Source organism: uncultured Faecalibacterium sp., from assembly GCF_900066275.1.
Classification (GTDB): domain Bacteria; phylum Bacillota; class Clostridia; order Oscillospirales; family Ruminococcaceae; genus Faecalibacterium; species Faecalibacterium taiwanense.
Window position 1 is genome coordinate 439 of record NZ_FMFG01000051.1, and the last position, 4,564, is coordinate 5,002.

Below are 4,564 nucleotides of genomic sequence, written 5' to 3' on the forward strand. Positions count from 1 at the left end.
GAAGCCTATATCCAGATGAACTATCTGGACCGCATCCTGCGCCACGCCAACACCCGCCTGATGCAGATGACCGCCGGGCAGTACGAGCTGGAGCGCATTGGTGCCGAGAACCAGCGCAGCCAGTCCGGCTTGGACCTTGGCATCATCGACCACTACAACGGCACCCGCCGCAGCGTCAAGACCCTTTCCGGCGGCGAAAGCTTCAAGGCATCGCTGGCGCTGGCACTGGGCCTTTCGGACGAAGTACAGAGCGCGGCAGGCGGCATCCGTCTGGACACGCTCTTCCTCGACGAGGGCTTCGGCAGTCTGGATGACGAATCGCTGGAACAGGCCATGCGCGTACTTGCAGGGCTGACCGAGGGCGACCGGCTGGTGGGCATCATCTCCCACGTAGGCGCTCTGAAAGACCGCATCGACCGACAGGTGGTGGTGCGCAAAGCCCGCACCGGCGGCTCTACCGTAGAATTGATCGTGTGAAACACCGCAGGCCCCTTTATAAGTTGCGTCTTTTCGGGGCATCCTATGGGCGGAGGTGATTTTCCAATGAGCTTGACGCCCTTTATCCGCCACGAGCTGGAACACCAGCCCGGCACTGCCGCCGCACCGGAAAACAGCTGCACCCGCTGCAGCCCGCCGCTAGGCAGGGAGCCGGATCCCCTGCTGCCAGGCGACCCCGCTGCCCCCGGCACACAGGTGCCGCCGCAGATCGAAACACCGGGCCAGACCCCGCACCCGGACACAAACAGCGCCCCGCAGGGTGTGCCCATGACCAACGGCACCCCGGCCGCCTGTTACCAGAAGAACGCCCGGGAATTTTTGGCCGGGGATGTGCAGACCAGCGTGATGGCCCACTATGCACCCGGACTGTTCAGCACAGACCAGCACACCCATTCCTGCCATCCGGCCCCGGACGAGGATGCTTCTCAGGTGCTGAGCCTTGTGGACTGGCGTGAGGATGCACCTTACGGCTAACAAAAATTTTTCAAATTATTTTTGCTCTACCTGTTGAAATCTGCGTCCGCTTCCCTTATTATGGTAGCAAACAAAGATAAAGGCAGGTTTTGCATCATGGCAGAGATCAAATATGAAGTTGTTCAGCGCATTGCAGTTCTCTCGGAGCGTCCCCGCGGCTGGGAGCGTCAGCTGAACCTCATCAGCTGGAACGACGGCGAACCCAAGTACGACATCCGCGACTGGTCCCCGGACGGCACCCGCATGGGCAAGGGCATTTCCCTGAGCCACGACGAAATGGCCATCCTCAAGGGCCTTCTGGACGAGCTGGAGCTGTAAGCATGGGCGGCCGCGAAGAGTTTTTGCAGATCTGGCAGCAGCACATCACCCGCCCCGGCAGCGAAAAGCTGCTGGACTGGCTGGACCATAAGACCGATTTCTTTACGGCACCGGCCTCCACCCGGTTCCACGGTGCGTGTGAGGGCGGGCTGTGTATGCACAGCCTGAACGTCTACCATGCGTTGCACGACACCTTTTTTACCGAGGGCGACAGCGAGGAGACCTTTGCCATCTGTGCACTGCTGCACGATCTGTGCAAGGCCAACTACTACAAGCCCGGCACCCGCAACGTGAAAAACGAAGCCACCGGCCAGTGGGAAAAGGTGCCCAGCTACAGCGTGGAAGACCTGTTCCCCTACGGCCACGGCGAAAAGAGCGTATTCCTCATCGAGCGGTTCATGAAGCTGCACATCGAGGAAGCCGTTGCCATCCGCTGGCACATGGGCGGCTTTGACGATGCGGCCCGGGGCGGCTGCTTTGCCATCTCGGAAGCCTACGACAAGTATCCCCTTGCCGTCAAGCTGCACATCGCTGATCTGGAAGCCACCTATCTGATGGAGCACCGCACCAGCGCTGTGCGCTGAAAAAACAAAAATACCCGGACAGGCACAGCAGTGCGACACTGCAGCCTGTCCGGGCTTTGTTTTGTTTAATTTTTGCGCTCGGCCTTGTTCTGGTACATTTTTTCATCTGCCTGACGGATGGCCTCGGTGAGCGGACGTACACCGCACACACCGCCAACACTGGCCGAAAGCTCCAGCTCCGGGTAGCCTTCTACTCTGGCACTGGCCGCAGCCTCCCGCACGCGCTGTATCACATGTTCCCCGGGCCGGATGTGCGGCACCAGCAGCAGGAATTCATCGCCGCCATAGCGCACCAGCACATCGGTCTGGCGCAGGTTGCTCAGGATGGACTGTGCCACGCTCTGCAGGGCCTTATCGCCCACCAGATGGCCGAACCGGTCGTTGACCTCCTTGAAGTGATCCACGTCGATCATCACTACGCCTTCCACCTGTTCGCTCTCCGCAAGGAAGCACTCGAAGTACTGGCGGGAGTATGCCCCGGTCAGCGAATCCACAAAGGCGCTGCGGTCAAAGTTGGAGCCGCGGTCCAGCAGCATCCGGCGGCCGCCCATATCCAGCCAGCGTCCGTCCGAAAGCTTGGACACCATTTCCAGCACGCAGCCGCGTCCGCCCACTTCCACATACTTTGCCATGACAAAATAAGCCTGATCGTCCTTGAATTCGATCTTATTCAGGGATTCCTTGCGGGCAAGGGCCTTACTGGAAATGCAGTTTTCGCACCGGCCCGATTTGTTCCACACCATGTGGCAGGTGCCGGGCATCTCGGTCAGCCGGCCATCCTTGCCCAGGCTCAGCACCTTGGTGCTTTCCGGGTCCACCAGACGCACAATGTCAAAAATGCCCTTCAGGCGTTCCAGCAGTGCTTCCGGCTGGTCGCTGTTCACATCGCCCAGCATCAGCTCCTGCAGGCGGGCATGGTCATCTGTGATCTGGCCCACCACGCTTACGCAGTGGCGCACACCGGCGCGGCTCCACATGGTGTGCATCACCAGCCGGTGCAGCCGGTATTCCTGATCCACCGCGATCAGCACCAAGAATGCGGCATCCGGCTCTTCCGGCGTTGCGGCTGCAATGGCATCCAGCAGCTTGCGGCGGTCCTTGCCGGAGAGAAATGTCAGGCCCATGCCCTTATCAAAGTCCAGCTTCTGGGTTCGGTTGACCGGGTCCTCGTAGCGGTTCACCACGGTCACGCTGCCGCTGAGTATATCGTAATCGAACTGAATACCGCCGCGCTGCTCGGCATAAAAAGCGGTGCGCTCCCGTTCCAGATCCAGCAGGCGCTGGGCACGATCCTCACGGGGCAGAGCTTCGCGGTGCAGGATCTCCTCCGAAAGGCGGCGGGTCTCGTGGCGGAAACCGCGGTCATACTCCGAGCGCTGCAGCTCTGTGCGCAACAACTCCGAGGATTCTTTCAGGCATTCCATCAGCAGCGGATTGAAGCTGCCGCACTCGCCGTGCAGGATCATGTCAACGGCCTTTTCGTGGCTGTAGGACTGCTTATAACAGCGCTCGCTGGTCAGTGCGTCGTACACATCGGCCAGTGCCACCACCTGTGCTGCAATGGGGATCTCGTCGCCCTTGAGCCTGTCCGGGTAGCCGCCGCCGTCCCACCGCTCGTGGTGCCAGCGGCAGATAGCGTGTGCCACCTTTACCAGCGGTTCGTCCTGCCCGATGGCAAGCCCCTTCAGGATCCTGGCACCCTCGGTGGTGTGGGTCTTGATGGTGGCGTACTCTTCCTCGGTCAGGCGGCCGGGCTTGTTCAGGATCTCTTCCGGGATCATGATTTTGCCGATATCGTGCAGCGCCGATGCTGTGCTGATCAGCGAGATATCACTCTCATCCAGCTGGTAGCGGTCCGTCTTCTGCGCCAGCTGATGCAGGAGCAGGCCGGTCAGGGTGCGGATGTGCAGCACATGCTGGCCGCTCTCGCTGTTGCGGAACTCCACCACATGGCTCAGAATGTTGATCATCAGCACACCGTTGTGCTCTTTTTCGTATACCTGATCGGTCACAAGGCGGGTAAGGCGCTTCTGCTTTGCGTAAAGCATGAGCGCATTCTTCACCCGGCGCAGCACCATGACCCGCTCGAACGGGCGGCGGATGTAATCGGCCACGCCCATATCATAGGCGCGCTCGACGCTTCGGTTGTCCTCTGCCGCGCTGATCACAATGACCGGGATTTCCTCCTGCCATGCATAGCACTGCATCACCCGCAGCACATCAAAGCCGTCCATTTCCGGCATGATCAGGTCCAGCAGCACCAGCGCGATATCGGTGCGTCTGCGCAGAATTTCGATCGCGCGCAGGCCGTTCTCGGCTTCCAGATATTCGTAGCCCTCGCCCAGAATCTCCTTGAGCATGGCACGGTTGATCTCCGAGTCATCCACGATCAGTATTTTCTGTTTTGGTTCCATCTCAACCGATCCTCGCTCCTGTACTTCCGGCCGCAGGGTCTTCCGTTTCCTACCGGACCACAAAAAAGCTGCTGCAACAGCTTTGCGCTTTGCAGCAGCTTTTCATTTCACTCATATCTGCTTTTTTTGCAGATCATCCAGCTTTCCATCATGCGCCCATCATATCGTCGAACCAGTTCATCAGCTCCACCGAGAGGTGCTCCAATCTGGTCTGGGGCTTCCAGTCCGGCTGAGCAGGCTGCGGAGCCTCTGGTCCGGGCTGTGGAGGCTGTTCGG

5 protein-coding genes are annotated in these 4,564 nt (G+C 59.9%); 4 read left to right on the forward strand and 1 reads right to left on the reverse strand.

Annotated features, from left to right (window positions below; genetic code table 11):
* From QZL71_RS12095 to QZL71_RS12110, 4 genes are all read left to right on the forward strand, one after another.
* Positions 1 to 477: SbcC/MukB-like Walker B domain-containing protein (locus QZL71_RS12095; RefSeq protein WP_294648948.1), on the forward strand; the 477-nt coding region annotated here is incomplete at its 5' end.
* Positions 478 to 543: 66 nt separating this feature from the next.
* Positions 544 to 972, forward strand: a complete 429-nt coding sequence (locus QZL71_RS12100; RefSeq protein WP_294648949.1) for a hypothetical protein — start codon at positions 544 to 546, stop codon at positions 970 to 972.
* A gap of 96 nt (positions 973 to 1,068) precedes the next feature.
* Positions 1,069 to 1,290: a YdbC family protein gene (locus QZL71_RS12105; protein WP_120079997.1), complete on the forward strand. Its 222-nt coding sequence runs from the start codon at positions 1,069 to 1,071 to the stop codon at positions 1,288 to 1,290.
* A gap of 2 nt (positions 1,291 to 1,292) precedes the next feature.
* On the forward strand, positions 1,293 to 1,874 hold the full coding sequence (locus tag QZL71_RS12110) for a hypothetical protein (protein WP_005944427.1): 582 nt from the start codon (positions 1,293 to 1,295) through the stop codon (positions 1,872 to 1,874).
* Between the two features lie 65 nt (positions 1,875 to 1,939).
* Here the strand turns inward: QZL71_RS12110 and QZL71_RS12115 are convergent, their stop codons facing one another.
* A complete protein-coding gene (locus QZL71_RS12115; RefSeq protein ID WP_294648950.1) occupies positions 1,940 to 4,288 on the reverse strand; it encodes a diguanylate cyclase in 2,349 nt (782 codons plus the stop codon).
* Positions 4,289 to 4,564: the final 276 nt, after the last annotated feature.